The organism is Terrabacter sp. AAH1 (assembly GCF_054456855.1).
In genome coordinates, this window is sequence record NZ_JBTJJV010000009.1 from 53,110 (window position 1) to 69,222 (window position 16,113).

The following is a 16,113-nucleotide window of genomic DNA, read 5'->3' on the forward strand; positions in this document are numbered from 1 at the left end:
GAGGACGGTGAACCGACGTGGGTGACGGCATCCTGCCCGGACTGGTCAAGGGACTGGGCACGACGGCTCGGTCGCTGACCCGGCGCACGCACACTGCGGAGTACCCCGACGTCGCGCCCGCACTGCCGCCTCGGTCGCGTGGCGTCATCGCGCTCACCGAGGAGAACTGCACCTCGTGCATGCTCTGCGCCCGTGAGTGCCCCGACTGGTGCATCTACATCGACTCGCACAAGGAGGAGCTGCCACCGACGACCCCGGGTGGCCGCGCCCGCCAGCGCAACGTGCTCGACCGCTTCGCCATCGACTTCTCGCTCTGCATGTACTGCGGCATCTGCATCGAGGCCTGCCCGTTCGACGCCCTGCACTGGAGCCCCGAGTTCGAGTACGCCGAGACCGACATCCGCGACCTGCTGCACGAGAAGGACCGGCTCGGCGCGTGGATGGCCACCGTGCCCCCGCCGCCGGCCCTCGACCCCGGCAGCGTCGACCCGGCCGAGGTGACCGCCGCAGCCAAGCCACCTCGCGGAGCCGCCGGTGCGGGTCCGCGTGCCGGCAGCGCCCTGCGTGCGGGAGCGGGTGCCCCCGGCCGTACGCGTGGCGACGGTCCCGCTGCCCGCCCGACCCGGGTGCGCCCCGAGAGTCCCGCCGGCTCCGACCAGGCCGCCGGCTCCGACCAGGCTGCCGGGTCGGGCCAAGGCGCCTCCGCTGCCGCACCCGAACGTCCGGCCGCAGACAGGGCCGTCGACGCGACGAAGCCCATGCCCGCGCTCGGCGACACGGGAAGCCCTGCAGCAGAGGGCGACTCGACGCAGGTGCTCCCCGCGGTGACGCCCGACGAGGAGGGCCGCGAGTGACGACCCGCGACATCGTCTTCGTCGCCGTCGGCGTCGTGACCGCTCTCTCGGCCCTGCTCTCGGTGACGACGAAGCACGTGGTGCACGCGGCGCTGTGGCTGCTCGTCTCCCTCGGGTCGCTGGCGGGTGCCTACCTGGTTCTCGGCCAGGAGCTCGTCGGCCTCGTCCAGCTGCTCGTCTACGTCGGCGCGATCGTCGTGCTCGTGCTCTTCGCGCTGATGCTCACCCGGGCGCCCATCGGACCGCACGCAGAGATCGACACGCCGTGGTGGCAGCGAGCGGCGGGTGCCGTGCTCGGTGCGGCGACCACGGCGCTGCTCGCCTCCTTGCTGCTGCCGCTGCTCTCGGGTGCCACCGTCGACCTCGACGCCCCGGCGGCGACGACGCCGCGCATCGCCCAGGCGGTCTTCGGCACGTGGGTCTGGCCGTTTGAGCTGCTGTCGGTGCTGCTGCTCGTCGCGCTGGTCGGCGCCTTCGCCGTGTCGCGGCTCGTCCTGCACCGGGAGGACCCGGCCGCCGACGGTGCCGTCCGCCGGGCCGAAGGTGTGCGCCCGGTCGATGGTGTGCGCCGGTGATCCACCTCGCGCTCCCGGGTGCCCTCGTGGCCCTGCTCGCGGGCATCGGCGTCTACGGCGTGCTCGCCCGCCGCAATGCCGTGCTCGTGCTCATCGGCGTCGAGCTGATCCTCAACGCCGCGAACCTGCTTCTGGTGACGGCCGGTTCACGGCCGGGGGCGCCGTTCTCCGCCGGGCCGGTCCTGACGCTCTTCGTCATCACCATCGCGGCCGCCGAGATCACCGTCGCTCTGGCGATCATCCTCGTGCTGTTCCGCCGGGCGGGTCACATCGACCTGACGGCCGTGCCGGACCTCACCGACGACCCCGACGACCCCGACGACCCCGACGACCCCGGAGACCTCGACGACGAGGTCGAGAGCTGGGGGACCCCGGACGGCGCCGACGACGGCACTGACGACGGCACCGACGAGGCCGACGACGCAGACGGCACGGCGGAGCCGACGGCCGCCCGGTCGGGGGAGGGGGCCGCGTGAGCTGGATCGTGCGGATGATCGTCGTGCTGCCGGCGCTCGCCGGCCTGCTCGGGCTGGTCATGCACCGTCGGCGCCTGGTGGCGGCCGCGGTCGCGGTCTCGGTCTCGGCGTACGTCATGGTGCTCGGGCTGATCCAGTGGGTCGCGCCGGCGCGTGCCGCCGACATCGACAGCCTCGGCAGCCTGCCCCTCGGCGGTGGCCTCGCGGTGCCGCTGCACCTGCTGTCCGACCGGGTCTCGGGCCTGGTCTCCTTCGTCGTGGCCCTCGTCGTGCTCGCGATCCAGGTCTTCACCGTCTGGTACCTGCGCGACGACCCGCGCTACGGCCGGTTCGCCGCGACCGTCTCGCTCTTCGCCGCCGGCATGCTGCTCCTCGTCCAGGCGGGCGACCTCGTGCTCATGCTCGTCGGCTGGGAGATCATGGGCTGGTGCTCGTGGCTGCTCATCGGCCACGACAGCGAGCGGCCCGCGGCACGACGTGCCGCCTACAAGGCCTTCCTCGTCACGCGTGTCGCCGACATCGGCATGGTGGTCGGGCTCGTCGCGCTCGCAGTTCGGGCGGGCAGCACCGACCTCATGGCGGTGCTCACCGCGTCCGGGCACGACACGGCGCTGACCGTCGGCCTCGTCGGCGTGCTGGTCGGGGTGGCCGGCAAGTCGGGTCTCGTCCCGTTCCACGACTGGCTGCCCGACGCCATGGAGGGCCCCACCCCCGCGTCGGCGCTGATCCACGCCGCCACGATGGTCGCGGCCGGCACCTACCTCGTCGCCAGGCTCTTCACCCTCTACGCCGAGCACGACGGCGCTCGCCTGCTGCTGGCGGTGCTCGCGGCCCTGACGATGGTGTATGCCGCCGTGCTCGCCCTCGTGCAGACCGACCTCAAGCGGATGCTGGCCTACTCGACGCTGAGCCAGATCGCGATCATGCTGTCGGCGCTGGCTGCTGCCCCGGCCGAGCTCGGTCCCGGCGCCGGGCTCTCGCACCTCCTCGGCCACGCCTTCTTCAAGGCCCTCCTCTTCCTCGCCGCCGGGTGGTTGTCGGTGCTCGGTGGCGCCACGGCGCTCGCGGCACTGCGTGGCCGGCTGCGGCCGACGGGTGCGCTCCGGTGGGCGACCGGCATCGGTCTGGCGTCGCTGGCAGGCGTCCCTCCGCTCGTCGGGTTCTTCTCCAAGGACACCGTCATCGACGCCGCACTCGAAGGCACTGGCGCGGGGTCGGTGGTCGTGACGATCGCCCTCCTCCTCACGGTGGCCCTCACCGCGGCGTACTGCACGCGGGCCTGGCTGCTCCTCGACACCCCGCTCGCGGTCGTCCCGCCGACCGGCACGGCAGCCGGCCCGGCAGCCGGTGCAGCCGACCCGGCACCCGGCTCGGCCGCCGCTTCGCCCGCCGTTTCGCCCGCCGTTTCGCCCGTCGCGCAGCCCGACCCCGTCGTCCCCGCGGAGCAGGTCGCGGTCGTCACGGTCGCCGACAGCGCCGATGACGCCGAGGTCGAGCGCGTCCACGCGCACGGCCACGCGCCGATCACCCTCTCGGCCGCCCTCGTCGTCTCGGTGCTGGCCGTCCTCACGGTCGTAGCGACCCTGTTCCTCGCGAGCCTGCGCGGCGGCGTGCACGTCGGCGTGCTCACGGCCCTGGTCTCGCTGCTGCTCGTCGCGGGAGCCGCCGCAGCGGTGTGGGTCGCCGGCGACCGCGGCCGCTCCGACGTCGCCGACCGCGTGCCCGGGCCCCTGCGCGACCGGGCCGTGCGCGGCTTCGGTGCCGACACGGCATACGTCGGCATCGGGCGGGCCGTGACCGCGCTCGCCCGGCTCGTCGTGACGCTCGACCGCGACGTCGTCGACGCCTACCCGCGAGCCACCGCCGTCGTCGCGCGTGCCGCCGGCCGCGTGGGGGAGCGCAGCCACCGGGCCGTTCCGTCGCTCTCGCTGCTGGGGCTTCTCGGTGGCGTCGTCGTCATCGCGATCCTGGGGGTGACCGCATGGCGCTGACGCTCATGCTCCTGCTGCCGCTGCTCGGGGCGATCGCCCTCATCGCCATCCCCGGTGAGACGCGGGTCGAGCGCGCCATCGCGCTCGGCGCCACGGTCGTGACCGCCGTCCTCGCCGTCGTCGTCGTGTGGGGACGCCACGAGGTCGACGTGCCGTGGATCCGCGCCCTCGGCGTGCGCTGGCACTTCGGCGTCGACGGCATCTCCGCAGCGCTCGTGCTGATGACCGCGCTGCTCACCGTGGCGGTCGTCGCGCACGCACTGTCGGGACCGATCCCGAAGGGCGGCACCGGCTCGACGTTCCTCGGTTGCATCCTGCTCGTCGAGACCGGCGCTCTCGCAACGTTCCTGGCCCGCGACGCGATCCTCTTCTTCGTCGCCTTCGAGGTCGTCCTCGTGCCGATGTGGGTGCTCGTGCGACGGTTCGGCGACGACCACGTGCGCGACGAGACGCGCGCCGACGCGGCCGGCCGCTTCGTGCTCTTCACCGTGCTCGGCTCGACGCTCATGCTCGTCGGCATCCTGCTGCTCGTGCACCACCAGGGCACGAGCGACCTCACCGTGCTCGCCGACCGGCACGGCGCCGGGCTGTCGCGGTCGCTGCAGGTCGCCATCGCGAGCGTGCTGCTGCTCGGCCTCGGCATCAAGGTGCCGCTCTGGCCGCTGCACACCTGGCTGCCGTCCGCGCACACCATCGCCCCGACGGCGGGCTCGGTGCTGCTCGCCGCCGTGCTGCTCAAGATGGGCACCTACGGCATCGTGCGGCTCGCGGTCGCGACCGTGCCCGTCGGCGTCGCCGAGCTGAGCCCCCTGCTGGCGCTGCTCGGCGTCGTCGGCATCCTCTGGGGAGGGCTCGCGTGCCTCGTCGAGCGCGACCTCAAGCGCCTCATCGCCTACAGCTCGGTCGCACACATGGGGTTCGTCGCGCTGGCCATCGCCTCGGGCAGCGAGACCGGCCTGCAGGCCGCCCTCTTCGGCAACATCGCCCACGGCGTCGTCGCGGCACTGCTCTTCTTCGTCGTCGGTGACCTCAAGGAGCAGTGGGGCTCCGCCGACCTCCGGGTGGCGCGGGCGGCCCTGCGCGACAAGGCGCCTCGCTTCGGGCTGGCGCTCGTCGTCGGACTGGCAGCGGCCCTCGGCCTGCCGGGGCTGGTCAGCTTCTGGGGTGAGTTCCTCGCCCTGTATGCCGCCTGGTCGCCCGCGCCCGGGCGTCCCGTGGCGCTGATGCGGGTCTGTGTCGTGCTGGGCGCCGTCGGGCTCGCGCTCGCGGCGGCCTACTCCCTGCGCGTGGCGCGCATCGTCTGGGCCGGCGAGGGGAGCGACCGTGCCGACGGGGCTGCCGGCGAGCCGGTCGGTGACGCGCACGGCGCCCGGTGGGCCGTCGTGCTGACGCTCGTCGTCGTCATCGTCGGGCTCGGGGTGCTGCCGCACCTGCTGCTGGGCCTCTCCGACAGTGCCACCTCGGGTCTGCTCGCCGGGCTGGGGGTGGCGCCGTGAAGGGCCTGACCATCGACTACGCCACCCTGTTGCCCGCGCTGCTCCCCGTCGCGGGTCTGGTGCTGGTGCTCGTGGCCGACCTGTTCTCCCCGCGAGGACGCCGGCTGCCTTGGGGCATCGCGGCGCTCGCGACGGCCGGCTCGGCCGTCGCCACGGTGCCCGGGCTGGCTCTGGGTGGCGGGTCGACCCGCCAGACGTTCTGCCTGACGCCCGTCGCAGCGGCCGGCGGCAGGGGCACGCTGCCGCCCGTCGAGGGACTGCCGCAGGTGTGCCTCTGGCAGGCCGACGCCCTCGGCTCGACCCTGCAGCTCGCGGCCGCGGTCTCGGCGCTCGTGTGCATCGCCCTCGCCTGGCCGCGTGCCCGGCGCCGGCGCCCCGACGGTGGCACGCGCGAGCCGGTCGAGGCGGTGCTGCTCCTCGCGGCCCTCGCCGGCACGGTCGTCGTCGCGGCCAGCCGCGACGTCGGTACCTGGCTCGTCGCGCTCGAGCTGGCCACCCTGCCGGTCATCGCCCTCGTCGCCCTGTCCGGACGGAGGTCGGCCGCCGCCGGGGCGACCCAGCTGCTCGTGACCTCGCTCGTCTCCTTCGCGCTGCTCGTGCTCGGTGTCGCGCTGTGGTTCGCCGCCACCGGAAGCCCGTTCCTCACCCCCGACGCCGCCCTGTCGTCCGCGGGGGCCTTCTCCGCAGCCGGTGCGCCGACGAACGTCGTCCTCCCGTCGGTGTCCTCGGGTCTCGTGGCCCTCGCGACGGTGCTCGTCATGGCCGGCGTCGGCTTCAAGCTCTCGCTGGTGCCGTTCCACGCGTGGACGCCGACGGCATACGCCGGCTCGTCGGTGCCGGTCGCGACGTTCCTCGCGACGGTCTCGAAGGTGGCCGCGCTCGCGGCGCTCCTCGTCGTGCTCCGCGCCGTCGCGGTCCTCGGCACACCGGCGCTGCTCGCGATCGCCGTCCTCGCCGCCCTGAGCATGACGCTCGGCAACGTCATGGCGCTGCGGCAGGACGACGTCGTGCGCCTGCTCGCCTGGTCCACCGTCGCGCAGGCCGGCTGGGTCGTGCTCCCGCTCGTGAGCATCTCGGCGCTGGGAGTCGGGGCCAGCGCGACCTACCTGCTCACCTACGTCGTCGCCACCCTCGTCGCCTTCGCGGTCGTCGCGGTGACGCTGCGCGACCGGGGCACCGACGGTCGCACGCTCGCCGCCTACGAGGGGCTCTGGCAGCGCAGCCCGTGGCGGGGCGGTGCGCTCGTGCTCGCGCTGACCTCGCTCGCCGGCCTGCCGCCGGGCGTCATCGGCCTCGTCGGCAAGGTCACCGCGCTGCGGCCGGTGCTCGCCGAGGGCTGGGTGTGGCTCGCCGTCATCGCGGCCGTCAACGCCGTCATCGGGGTCGCCGTCTACCTGCGCTGGCTGCGGGCCGTGATCACCGAGCGTGAGGCGTCCGCGGCAGGGGAGGCCGACGGCGCGAGTCAGCGGGCCGGACGCACGGTCGCAGCCGCGCGCCGTCCGGTCGTCGTGGCCGGACTCGCCCTGTCCGCAGCGGTCCTCGTCGTCGTCAGCGTCCAGCCCGACCTGCTCCTGCGCCTGCTGGGTTGAGCGGCTCGGCTGAGCGCTCGGCTGAGCGCTCGGGCAGGCTGACCGGGTGCGGGCACGGCGAAGGGGCCGCCCGCTTCTGGACGGCCCCTTCGTTCTCCCCCAGGAGACTCAGACGGTCGCGGGAGCCCGCTGCGCCACGGCCGGGAAGTCGGACGCCGTCCTCGCGTGCCGCAGGCCGAGCAGGCCCAGCACCAGGAAGATCGCTGCTGCGATGAAGGCGCCGATGCCGGCGTAGAGGGCGATCGTGCCCATGGTGCCGAAGGCGTAGGCGTTGAGGAGCAGGCCACGGAGGGTGTTGCCCATGAACAGGCTCTGGCGGAGCTCACCGAGGGCCTTGACCTGCGCCTGGTCGGCGTTCGGGTCCTTGGAGAGCTTGATGAACTCGCCCGAGACCTCGGAGTAGGTCCGGTTGTTCGACTGGGTGTTCATGTGCACGAGGATGTAGTGGTCCGCGAAGGCCTTGGCCTGCGCGCCGTTCTCCATCTTCTGACCCGCGAACTGGAGGAGCGCGTCCTTCTGCTCCTGCGTCTCGAGAGCCGCCGCGGCGGGCATCGTGATGTTCTGCTGGCTCAGCTGCTGCTTGACGTTGTCGGCGACGAAGCTGCTGGCGTACGTCAGCAGACCACCCGCCACGACGAGGACGGCGGCGAGGATGAGGCCGGTCCAGGAGATCAGCTTGTCGAGGGTCTTACGCATCGCTCTCTTCTTTCTTCGGTGGGGAGTGTCGGCCTCCCCGTTGGCTCAAAACTACTACTACACGTAGTAGTTGAAAAACGTAATGAGAGAGATCCGTGTCACAGCCGGCTCTCAGGCGGCCCACGGCCGGCTCCTGTCTGGGTGTCGGCTGGGAACAGTTGCCCCGGACCGCTCGTTCAACCGGCATGCACAACCACTTCAACGGGCTCAAGACCGCCGCGCTCTTCGGCGGCATCTGGGCCCTCCTGCTCGGCATCGGCGCGCTGGTCGGCGGCGGGCGGTTCATCTGGCTCTTCGCGCTGATCGGCGTCGCGACGACCTTCTACGGCTACTGGAACAGCGACAAGCTCGCCATCCGGGCCATGCACGCCTACCCCGTGAGCGAGGCGCAGGCGCCGGTGATGTACCGCATCGTGCGCGAGCTCTCCACTGCCGCAGGCAAGCCCATGCCGCGGCTCTACATCAGCCCCACCCAGGCCCCGAACGCCTTCGCGACCGGCCGCAACCCGCAGAACGCCGCCGTCTGCTGCACCGAGGGCATCCTCGGCCTGCTCGACGAGCGTGAGCTGCGAGGCGTGCTCGGGCACGAGCTGATGCACGTCTACAACCGCGACATCCTCACCAGCTCGGTCGCGGCCGCCATCGCCGGTGTCATCACCTCGATCGGCCAGATGCTCATGTTCACGAGCATGTTCGGCGGCGGCAGCTCCGACGACGACCGTCCCAACCCCATCGCCCTGCTCGCGATGAGCCTGCTCGCGCCGATGGCCGCGATGATGATCCAGATGGCGATCAGCCGCACCCGCGAGTACGACGCCGACGAGGACGGTGCCAAGCTCACCGGCGACCCGCTGGCCCTCGCGTCCGCCCTGCGCAAGCTCGAGTCCGGGGTGGCGCGGGCCCCGCTGGCACCCCAGCAGGACATCGTCAACGCCAGCCACATGATGATCGCCAGCCCCTTCCGTGCCCAGGACGTCACGCGCTTCCTGTCGACGCACCCGCCGATGGAGCAGCGGATCGCGCGCCTCGAGAACATGGCGGGCGGCCCCTTCCAGCGCTGACCCGACCTGGTGCGGCGCGTCCGAGAGGGCGCTGCGCAACCTGTGCGACGGCGGGCCCGCCGATCTGGCAGGCTCGCCCCTATGCGCAGTCTCACCCTGGCCGAAGCCCGCGAGCGATCCTCGCTGATCACCGTCACGTCGTATGCCGTCGAGCTCGACCTCGACCAGGGTGCCGAGGTCTTCGGCTCGCACACGACGGTGCGGTTCACGTGCGAGCAGCCCGGCGCCGCGACGTGGGTCGACCTCAAGGCGCACTCGGTCGAGACGGTCACGCTCAACGGCGAGCCGATCGAGCCCGACCAGCTGTCCGACGGGCGCCTGCCCCTGGCTCACCTCGCGAGCGAGAACGAGCTCGTCGTCGCCGCGACGATGGCCTACAGCCACGACGGACAGGGGCTGCACCGGGCCACCGACCCCGCCGACGACCTCGACTACGTCTACGGCCACCTCTTCCTCGACGCGGCGCCGAGCGTCTTCGCGTGCTTCGACCAGCCCGACCTCAAGGCCCCCTACGACGTCACGGTGCGTGCGCCCCTCGACTGGACCGTCCTGGGCAACGGCGCCGCCACGCGTACGGCCCCGGGCACGTGGACCCTCGCGAAGACCAAGCCGCTCGCGACGTACTTCGTGACCGTCTGCGCAGGACCGTACGTCTCCGTGCGCGACGAGCACGACGGCATACCGCTCGGCATCCACTCCCGCGCCTCGCTGCGCGAGCCCCTCGAGCGTCACGCGGCCGAGCTCTTCGACGTGACGAAGCGGTCGTTCGACTACTTCCACGGGCTCTTCGGCATCCGCTACCCGTTCGGGGAGTACCACCAGGTGTTCGTCCCCGAGTTCAACGCCGGCGCGATGGAGAACCCGGGCTGCGTCACCTTCCGAGACCAGTACCTCTACCGGGGCGCCGCTACCCGCGACGAGCTGCTGACGCGCGCCAACACGGTGAGCCACGAGATGTCGCACATGTGGTTCGGCGACATCGTCACGATGCGCTGGTGGGACGACCTGTGGCTCAACGAGTCGTTCGCCGAGTACATGTCGCACCGCGCGCTCGTCGACGCGACCGAGTACACCGACGCGTGGGTCGACTCCTCGATCGTGCGCAAAGTGTGGGGCTACGGCGCCGAGCGCTCGCCGTCGACCCACCCCGTCGCCGGTGTCGAGGCGCTCGACGCGCAGAGCGCGCTGCAGAACTTCGACGGCATCTCGTACGCCAAGGGCGCGGCCACGCTGCGCCAGCTCATCGCGTACGTCGGTGACGAGCAGTTCATCGCCGGGGTGCGCGCCTACCTGACCGACAAGTCCTACGGCAACGGCACGCTCGCCGACTTCCTCGGCGCCATCGAGACGGCGAGCGGCAAGGACCTCGACGCCTGGTCGCGCGCCTGGCTGCTCACCGCCGACCGCGACACGATCTCGGTCGACCTCGAGGAGCAGGGCGGCGTCGTCGAGTCCGCCGTCGTGCGGCGCGAGTCGCCCGCCGAGCGCCCGGCCGACCGGCCGCACGCCTTCGACGTGGCGGGCTGGACCGACGGGCGCGAGCTCGCCCGGGCCTCGGTGACGGTCACCGGACCCGAGACGACCCTCGCCGAGCTGGAGGGCACACCCGAGCCGGCCATCGTGGTGCCCAACGCCTCCGACCTGACGTGGGCGCGGGTGCGCCTCTCCGACCAGACGGTGGCGGCGCTGCCGGTGCAGCTGGCGCAGGTGCCCGACGCCCAGGCACGGGCCGTCGTGTGGTCGGCGCTCATCGACGGCGTGCACGGCGCGACCGTCTCTCCCGACGCGTTCCTCGACGTCTTCGACGCGGCGTGGCCGCACGAGTCGAACTCCTCCATCCTGACCCGGGTCGCGGCGTACGCCGAGCACCGCATCGTGCCGTGGTTCGTTCCCCGGGCCTCACAGGACGACGCCCTCGACCGGCTCAACCGCGACGGCACCGGACTGCTCGAGCGCTCCGGGCCGGGCACCACCGAGTCCCTGGCGGCAGCACGTCTCGTCGCCGGCACCAGCGACGACGAGGTGCTGCTGCGGGCCTGGGCCGACGGACACGGTCTGCCCGCCGGCCTCGAGGAGGACGGCGACTTCCGCTGGATCGTCGTGCGCAACCTCGCCTCGCGCGGCCTGGTCGAGGCCCGCGACATCGAGGCCTTCCGCGCGAAGGACGACACCCTCCAGGGCGGCCTCAACGCGCTCATGTGCCGGGCGAGCCTGCCCGAGCCCGACGCCAAGGCCTGGGCCTGGCAGCAGCTCACGGGCCGCGAGGGCCGCTCGAACTACGAGATGATCCACCTCGCGCGGGGCTTCTGGACCGCGCCCGACGACGACCTGGTCGCCGACTACGTGCCGCGGTTCTTCACCGACGTCCCGGCCATGTCGGGGTGGGTCGGCGAGGACGCCCTCTCGCGGGTCGTGCTCGTCGCGTTCCCGAGGGTCTTCACCGAGGAGACGGCGCAGCTGAGCGCCGAGGCCATGTCGCGCGACGACCTGACGCCGGCGGTGCGCCGCTCGCTCGTCGACGCCGATGCCGAGCTGCGCGAGGCCCTGGCCTCGAGGGCCACGTTCGGCGCGGCGGTCTGACCGTCGTGGCGGTGCCCACGCGCGCCGACCTGCCCGAGGCCGTGCTCGCGGTGTGCGACGCCCACGTGCGGCTGCTCGACGAACGGCTGCCGGGCCTGCTCGACGCCCTCCACCTCCACGGGTCGCTCGGCTTCGGTGGCGAGTTCCACGGTGGCAGCGACGTCGACTTCGTCGCGGTGGTGGGCAGGCGCCCCACCGAGGCGGACTGTGAGGTGCTCCGCAGGGTGCACGCCGACGTCGACAAGCAGTGGCCGCAGCCGGCATACGACGGGTTCTACTGCCTGGCCGAGGACCTGGCCGGCAGCCCCGACGCCGTGCCCGACGTGCCGGGCGTGCTGCACGGCTGGTTCCACGTCGGCACCCACGCCGACGTCACCCACATCACGTGGCGCGAGCTGCGCGACCACGGGATCACGGTGCACGGCGACGGTCTCGGCGAGGGTCTCGGCGAGGGTCTCGGTGACGGTCTCGGTGAGACGACGGTCTGGAGCGACGACGAGGCACTGCACCGGTCGACGCGCGACAACCTCGACACCTACTGGCGTGCGCAGCTCGAGGCGATGGAGCACCACCCCCGTGAGGCGTCCCTCCCGCAGGCTGCGGAGTGGGGAGGGCTGGGCGCTCCGCGTCTCGTGCACCTGCTCGCCACGGGTGTGCCGACCTCCAAGTCGGGCGCGGGTCGCTGGGCTCTCGACGCCTACCCCCACCACCGCGAGATCCTCGAGGAGGCGCTGCGGGTGAGGGAGCGCCCCGAGGGCCCCTCGACGTATGCCGCAGAGCCCGACCGCAGGCGCCGTGACCTCGTCGCGCTGATGCGCGAGGATCGCCGACGGCGTCGCCCTCCCGTGGCCGCCGCTCGGGCGAGTGCCGACGCCATGACCGGTGCAGCGGCCGGGCCGTGGGTCGTCGAGCTGGCCGACGTCGGCTCGGCGGAGTGCGAGCAGCTGCTCCGCGACTACTACGTCGAGGTGAGCGACCGGTGGCACCGGCTGCACCACGGCCGCGACTCCACCCCGGACGAGATCGAGTCGGGCTTCCCACGGATGCGCAGCGATGACCTCGCGCCACCGACGGGCGAGTTCGTCGTGGCGCGGTCGGCGGACGACCCGTCGCTGCTCGCGGGCTGCGTGGGCCTGCGCCGACTCCGGGACGACCGTGGGCGCCGCGTGGCCGACCTGCGCCGCTTGTACGTGCGGCCCGAGCACCGCGGGACAGGGCTCGGCTCGGCGTTGGTGCTGTGCGCCGAGGAGATCGCCCGGGTGTGGGGCGTGGAGGCGGTGCGGCTCGACACCCGCCGCGACCTCGTCGAGGCCCGGGCCCTCTATGTGCGCCACGGGTGGGCTGAGGTGCCGCCCTTCAACGACGGCCCCTACGCCGAGGTCTGGTACGCCAAGGAGCTGGCCCGGCAGGACGACGCCTGACGGTCGTGGAGGTTCTGCGGCACCTGGCGCCGCAGAACCCCCACGACCTGGGCAGTCGGTGATCCACGAGGACGGGCGCCGAGCCGCTTTTTGACCCGACGCCCTGCGATGCCTGTACCCAGCGGGTCCCACTCTGTCCCGGAACGAGCCGAGGAAAGGCGTGCCACTTCTTCGGGGCGAGGAGGGAACGTCGAGCGCAGCGAGCCGCTGCGGCCGCGGTCAGTGACGGTCGGCCGGCCACGAGCCCGACAGGGTCACCACGGGCTGGGCGCGTAGTCCTTGACGAAGCAGCCGTAGAGGTCCTCGCCGGCCTCGCCGCGCACGATCGGGTCGTACACGCGCGCGGCACCGTCGACGAGGTCGAGCGGCGCGTGCCAGCCCTCCGCCGCGATGCGCAGCTTCTCGTCGTGGGGCCGCTCGTCGGTGATCCAGCCGGTGTCGACCGCGGTCATGAGGATGCGGTCGGACTCGAACATCTCACCGGCGCTCGTGCGGGTCAGCATGTTGAGGGCGGCCTTGGCCATGTTGGTGTGCGGGTGCCCGGGACCCTTGTAGCGGCGCGAGAACTGCCCCTCCATCGCCGAGACGTTGACGACGTACGCGCGTCGTGCGCCTCCCGCGATCGCGGCGCGCATCGCCGGGCGCAGCCGTGACACGAGGATGAACGGCGCTGTGGAGTTGCACAGCTGGACCTCGAGCAGCTCGAGCGGGTCGACCTCCTCGACCTTCTGCGTCCACGAGTTGTTGCGCTGCAGGTCGGGCAGCAGGCCGCCGGCGTCGACCGCGGTGCCGGCGAGGTGCGCCTCGAGACTCGCGTGACCGGCCTGGAGGGCCAGCGCCGTCATCGACGCCGCGGTCTGCGCCGCGACGGCGTGCTCGACGCTCTCGCCGTCGTGGTGGGCGACCGCGTGGTTCTCCAGTGCGCCGGCGATCGAGGCAGGGTGGGCCTCGCTGATGCGGTCGAACGTCACCATCTCGGGAAGCACCACGCCGTCGGGCAGCGGCGCCGACTCGAGCTCGACGAGGTTGCTGTAGGCGCCGGGGGAGCGGCGCACCGTCTGGGCGGCGTTGTTGATGAGGATGTCGAGCGGTCCGGCGGCGGACACCTCGTCGGCCAGGGCGACGACCTGCGTGGGGTCGCGCAGGTCGATGCCGACGATCTTGAGCCGGTGGATCCAGTCGGCCGAGTCGTCCATCGAGGCGAACCGGCGCATCGCGTCCTTGGGGAAGCGCGTCGTGATCGTCGTGTGGGCGCCGTCGCGCAGCAGCCGCAGCGCGATGTACATGCCGATCTTTGCCCGGCCGCCGGTGAGCAGGGCGCGCTTGCCCGTGAGGTCGGTGCGCTGGTCGCGCTTGGCGTGGCTCGCGGCCGCGCAGTCGGGGCAGAGCCAGTGGTAGAAGGCGTCGACGAGCGTGTAGTCCTTCTTGCAGATGTAGCACCCGCGCGGGTTGACCAGTTCACCCGCGAAGGCGCCGGAAGCGTTGGACACCAGGGGAATTCCCTTGGTCTCGTCGTCGATGCGCATCGGCGACCCGGTGGCCGTCGACTCGATGACCTGCCGGTCGGCCTTGCGCTCGGCCCACGTCTTGGCGTTGCGCCGGTCCTTCTTCAGCCGCTTGTACATCAGCGACGCCGCGCGCTTCAGGGTCTCGAAGTCGGGGTCGTCGAGCTCCAGCGACGGGGCGAGGGCGAGCACCCGCACAGCGGTCGCGACGTCCTCGGGGTCGAGGCGCACGACGGCGGCGGGGTCCAGCTCGTCGAGCCCGCTGGGCTCGGTCTCGGTCTCACTCACCGCGCAAGGGTACGCGTGTGGCCGGGTGCGCCCCGAATCGTCGCGCCCCCCGCCTGCGTATGCCGCTGGGCAGCGTCGTCGCCAGCCACCGGGAGCGTGGTGGCCGGCGACGGAGGCGACCCGACGGCATACGTGCCCAGGGGCGTCGGGGTGGTTGGCCTCGCCCGGGGTCGCGTGGGGGCGGTGCACACCCTCTCGCGTCCCCGGCGCGGGGATCGGGGGGCGTCAGCTGGTGCTGTCGGGCCGGACGGCCAGGGTGACCTCGACGTCCTGGCGGGAGCCGCCGCGGATGATCGTCAGCTTCGTCTTCTCGCCCGCCGTCATCTCGCGTATCTGCGCGACGAGGGCCGTCGCGGAGTCGACGTGCTGACCGTCGACGGCGATGATGACGTCGCCGGTCTTGATGCCGGCGTTGGCGGCCGGGGTGCCGCCGGTGACCGCCACCACCTGGGCGCCGGCGCGCTTGGCAGCCCCGTCGGTCACGGTCGTGTCGCGGGTGCTGACGCCGAGGAACGCGTGCTGCGCCTTGCCGCTCTTGATCAGCTGGTCGGCGATCGACTTGGCCTCCTTGACGGGGATCGCGAAGCCGATGCCGATGTTGCCGCTCTGGCTGCCCTGGCTCTGGCCCAGCGAGGCGATCGAGGAGTTGATCCCGATGAGCTCGCCCTTGGCGTTGACGAGGGCGCCGCCGGAGTTGCCGGGGTTGATCGCCGCCGAGGTCTGGATGGCGTTCGTGACGACCTCGTTGCCCGACGACTGCTGCCCGAACGGCGACTCGTTCGAGCTGCCGGTGCTCACAGGACGGTTGAGCGCCGAGACGATGCCGGTCGTCACGGTGCCCGACAGGCCGAGCGGGTTGCCGACGGCCATGGTCGGGTCGCCGACCTTGAGCGACTCGGAGTCTCCGAGGGTGATCGGCGTCAGGTCGCTCGGCGCGCTCGTCAGCTTGATGACGGCGAGGTCGGTCGACGGGTCGGTGCCGACGACCGTGGCGTCGTAGGTGCGGCCGTCGCTGAGCGTCACGGTGATCGACCCGTTGCCGCCCGCGCCCTCCACGACGTGGTTGTTGGTGAGGATGTGGCCGCTCTTGTCGAAGACGACGCCCGAGCCGGCGCCGGAGCTCTGCTGCGTCGTCACGTCGATGCTGACGACGCTCGGCGCGACGGCTGCCGCCACGGCCCCCCAGTCGGGTGCCGTCGCGTTGCCCTGCACCACGGTGGGCGAGGAGTTCTGGTTCGTGCTGGCCGTCGCCGTGGCGGACGGGGTCGTGGTGGTCGACGTCCCCTGGCCGTCGAGCTGGGTGACGGCGTAGGTGCCGCCGCTCGCGAGCACGGCCGCCAGGAGGGCGACGCTGACCGTCTGGCCGAGCCGCCGGTCCCGCTTCGGGGCGGGGCGGCTGCCCTCGCCGAGAGGCGGCGTGGGCGGTGAGGGCGGCGCCGGCGGAGACGTGGGTGCGGCCTGGCTGTAGTAGTCGGCCTGCGGAATCTGCTGCGTGCGGTCCTCGGGTGCCAGGGTCATGGCTCCTCCTCGATCTGGGCTGTTGCCTCCCATGACATCCACCCAGCTTGGGTCCGCGTTGTG

The 16,113-nt window shown here is 72.6% G+C and carries 12 protein-coding genes; 9 read left to right on the forward strand and 3 right to left on the reverse strand.

Annotated features, from left to right (window positions below):
* Window positions 1-17: 17 nt before the first annotated feature.
* The 6 genes from ACXR8F_RS14420 to ACXR8F_RS14445 are packed head-to-tail and all read left to right on the forward strand — an operon-like array spanning window position 18 to window position 6,981.
* Entirely contained in the window at window positions 18-854 is an 837-nt protein-coding gene (locus ACXR8F_RS14420; RefSeq protein WP_458801445.1) for a NuoI/complex I 23 kDa subunit family protein, read from the forward strand.
* Window positions 851-1,429, forward strand: a complete 579-nt coding sequence (locus ACXR8F_RS14425) for an NADH-quinone oxidoreductase subunit J family protein (RefSeq protein ID WP_458801447.1) — start codon at window positions 851-853, stop codon at window positions 1,427-1,429. The genes ACXR8F_RS14420 and ACXR8F_RS14425 overlap by 4 nt, the downstream gene beginning before the upstream one ends.
* Window positions 1,426-1,905 carry an NADH-quinone oxidoreductase subunit NuoK gene (nuoK, locus tag ACXR8F_RS14430; RefSeq protein WP_458801449.1) on the forward strand — a complete coding sequence of 160 codons (480 nt, stop codon included), beginning with the start codon at window positions 1,426-1,428 and terminating at the stop codon, window positions 1,903-1,905. Before ACXR8F_RS14425 ends, nuoK begins: the two co-directional genes overlap by 4 nt.
* Window positions 1,902-3,896, forward strand: a complete 1,995-nt coding sequence (locus ACXR8F_RS14435; protein WP_458801451.1) for an NADH-quinone oxidoreductase subunit 5 family protein — start codon at window positions 1,902-1,904, stop codon at window positions 3,894-3,896. The genes nuoK and ACXR8F_RS14435 overlap by 4 nt, the downstream gene beginning before the upstream one ends.
* Window positions 3,887-5,392 carry a complex I subunit 4 family protein gene (locus ACXR8F_RS14440; RefSeq protein WP_458801452.1) on the forward strand — a complete coding sequence of 502 codons (1,506 nt, stop codon included), beginning with the start codon at window positions 3,887-3,889 and terminating at the stop codon, window positions 5,390-5,392. The genes ACXR8F_RS14435 and ACXR8F_RS14440 overlap by 10 nt, the downstream gene beginning before the upstream one ends.
* Complete coding sequence (locus tag ACXR8F_RS14445; protein WP_458801454.1) at window positions 5,389-6,981, forward strand: NADH-quinone oxidoreductase subunit N; 1,593 nt, start codon at window positions 5,389-5,391, stop codon at window positions 6,979-6,981. Before ACXR8F_RS14440 ends, ACXR8F_RS14445 begins: the two co-directional genes overlap by 4 nt.
* Before the next feature lie 108 nt (window positions 6,982-7,089).
* On the opposite strand, the gene ACXR8F_RS14450 is transcribed toward ACXR8F_RS14445, so the two are convergent.
* The gene (locus ACXR8F_RS14450; RefSeq protein WP_045186939.1) at window positions 7,090-7,677 is read right to left on the reverse strand and encodes a hypothetical protein; all 588 of its coding nucleotides are present in this window, start codon (window positions 7,675-7,677) and stop codon (window positions 7,090-7,092) included.
* 185 nt (window positions 7,678-7,862) lie between these two features.
* On the opposite strand from ACXR8F_RS14450, the gene htpX reads away from it, so the two are divergent.
* The 3 genes from htpX to ACXR8F_RS14465 all read left to right on the forward strand — a co-directional run bounded on the left by htpX (window position 7,863) and on the right by ACXR8F_RS14465 (window position 12,739).
* A complete protein-coding gene (gene htpX / locus ACXR8F_RS14455; protein ID WP_045186936.1) occupies window positions 7,863-8,738 on the forward strand; it encodes a zinc metalloprotease HtpX in 876 nt (291 codons plus the stop codon).
* Between the two features lie 81 nt (window positions 8,739-8,819).
* Window positions 8,820-11,318 (forward strand): aminopeptidase N, encoded by a 2,499-nt coding sequence (gene pepN, locus ACXR8F_RS14460; RefSeq protein ID WP_458801456.1) that lies wholly within the window; start codon window positions 8,820-8,822, stop codon window positions 11,316-11,318.
* 11 nt (window positions 11,319-11,329) lie between these two features.
* Window positions 11,330-12,739: a GNAT family N-acetyltransferase gene (locus ACXR8F_RS14465; RefSeq protein WP_458801458.1), complete on the forward strand. Its 1,410-nt coding sequence runs from the start codon at window positions 11,330-11,332 to the stop codon at window positions 12,737-12,739.
* A gap of 254 nt (window positions 12,740-12,993) precedes the next feature.
* On the opposite strand, the gene ACXR8F_RS14470 is transcribed toward ACXR8F_RS14465, so the two are convergent.
* Together ACXR8F_RS14470 and ACXR8F_RS14475 are read right to left on the reverse strand one after the other, a co-directional pair.
* Complete coding sequence (locus tag ACXR8F_RS14470; protein WP_082080630.1) at window positions 12,994-14,532, reverse strand: SDR family NAD(P)-dependent oxidoreductase; 1,539 nt, start codon at window positions 14,530-14,532, stop codon at window positions 12,994-12,996.
* 225 nt (window positions 14,533-14,757) lie between these two features.
* Window positions 14,758-16,050: a S1C family serine protease gene (locus ACXR8F_RS14475; protein ID WP_458801460.1), complete on the reverse strand. Its 1,293-nt coding sequence runs from the start codon at window positions 16,048-16,050 to the stop codon at window positions 14,758-14,760.
* Between the last annotated feature and the right edge of the window lie 63 nt (window positions 16,051-16,113).

Coding starts and splice junctions, on each gene's coding strand:
- ACXR8F_RS14440 (WP_458801452.1), top strand. CDS start 3,887: ATGGCGCTGACGCTCATGCTCCTGCTGCCGCTGCTCGGGGCGATCGCC.
- ACXR8F_RS14450 (WP_045186939.1), bottom strand. CDS start 7,677: ATGCGTAAGACCCTCGACAAGCTGATCTCCTGGACCGGCCTCATCCTC.
- htpX (WP_045186936.1), top strand. CDS start 7,863: ATGCACAACCACTTCAACGGGCTCAAGACCGCCGCGCTCTTCGGCGGC.
- pepN (WP_458801456.1), top strand. CDS start 8,820: ATGCGCAGTCTCACCCTGGCCGAAGCCCGCGAGCGATCCTCGCTGATC.
- ACXR8F_RS14475 (WP_458801460.1), bottom strand. CDS start 16,050: ATGACCCTGGCACCCGAGGACCGCACGCAGCAGATTCCGCAGGCCGAC.